At 65.6% G+C, this 337-nt stretch carries 1 protein-coding gene; it reads left to right on the forward strand.

The annotated features are described in order from the left end of the window. Positions 1 to 86 precede the first annotated feature (86 nt). Positions 87 to 337: transposase (locus tag FXF52_RS41340; RefSeq protein WP_148805098.1), on the forward strand; the 251-nt coding region annotated here is incomplete at its 3' end.

A 337-nucleotide genomic window follows, 5' to 3' on the forward strand; every position in this document is an offset into this window, starting at 1 on the left:
AAGTTGCGCGTGGCGGTGATCGATAACTGAAGAGGTCTCCGGTATCTGGTTCTGCGACCAAGCAAGAACTTCATACCGGAGACCTCGTGCCCAGCGTAGCGGTGACGAGGCGGCATGACCTGACCGACAGGCAGTGGGCTGTTCTCGCCCCGCTGCTGCCTGCAGCGCCGAGGACGGGTCGTCCGCCGAAGTGGGAGAAACGACAGCTCATCGATGGGATCCGGTGGCGGATCCGGATCGGTGCCCCATGGCGGGACGTCCCGGCCGAGTACGCGCCCTGGCCCACCGTCTACGGCCTGTTCCGCCGCTGGCAGCGTGACGGGACCTGGGACAAGAT

Source organism: Micromonospora sp. MP36 (assembly GCF_008119785.1).
Classification (GTDB): domain Bacteria; phylum Actinomycetota; class Actinomycetes; order Mycobacteriales; family Micromonosporaceae; genus Micromonospora.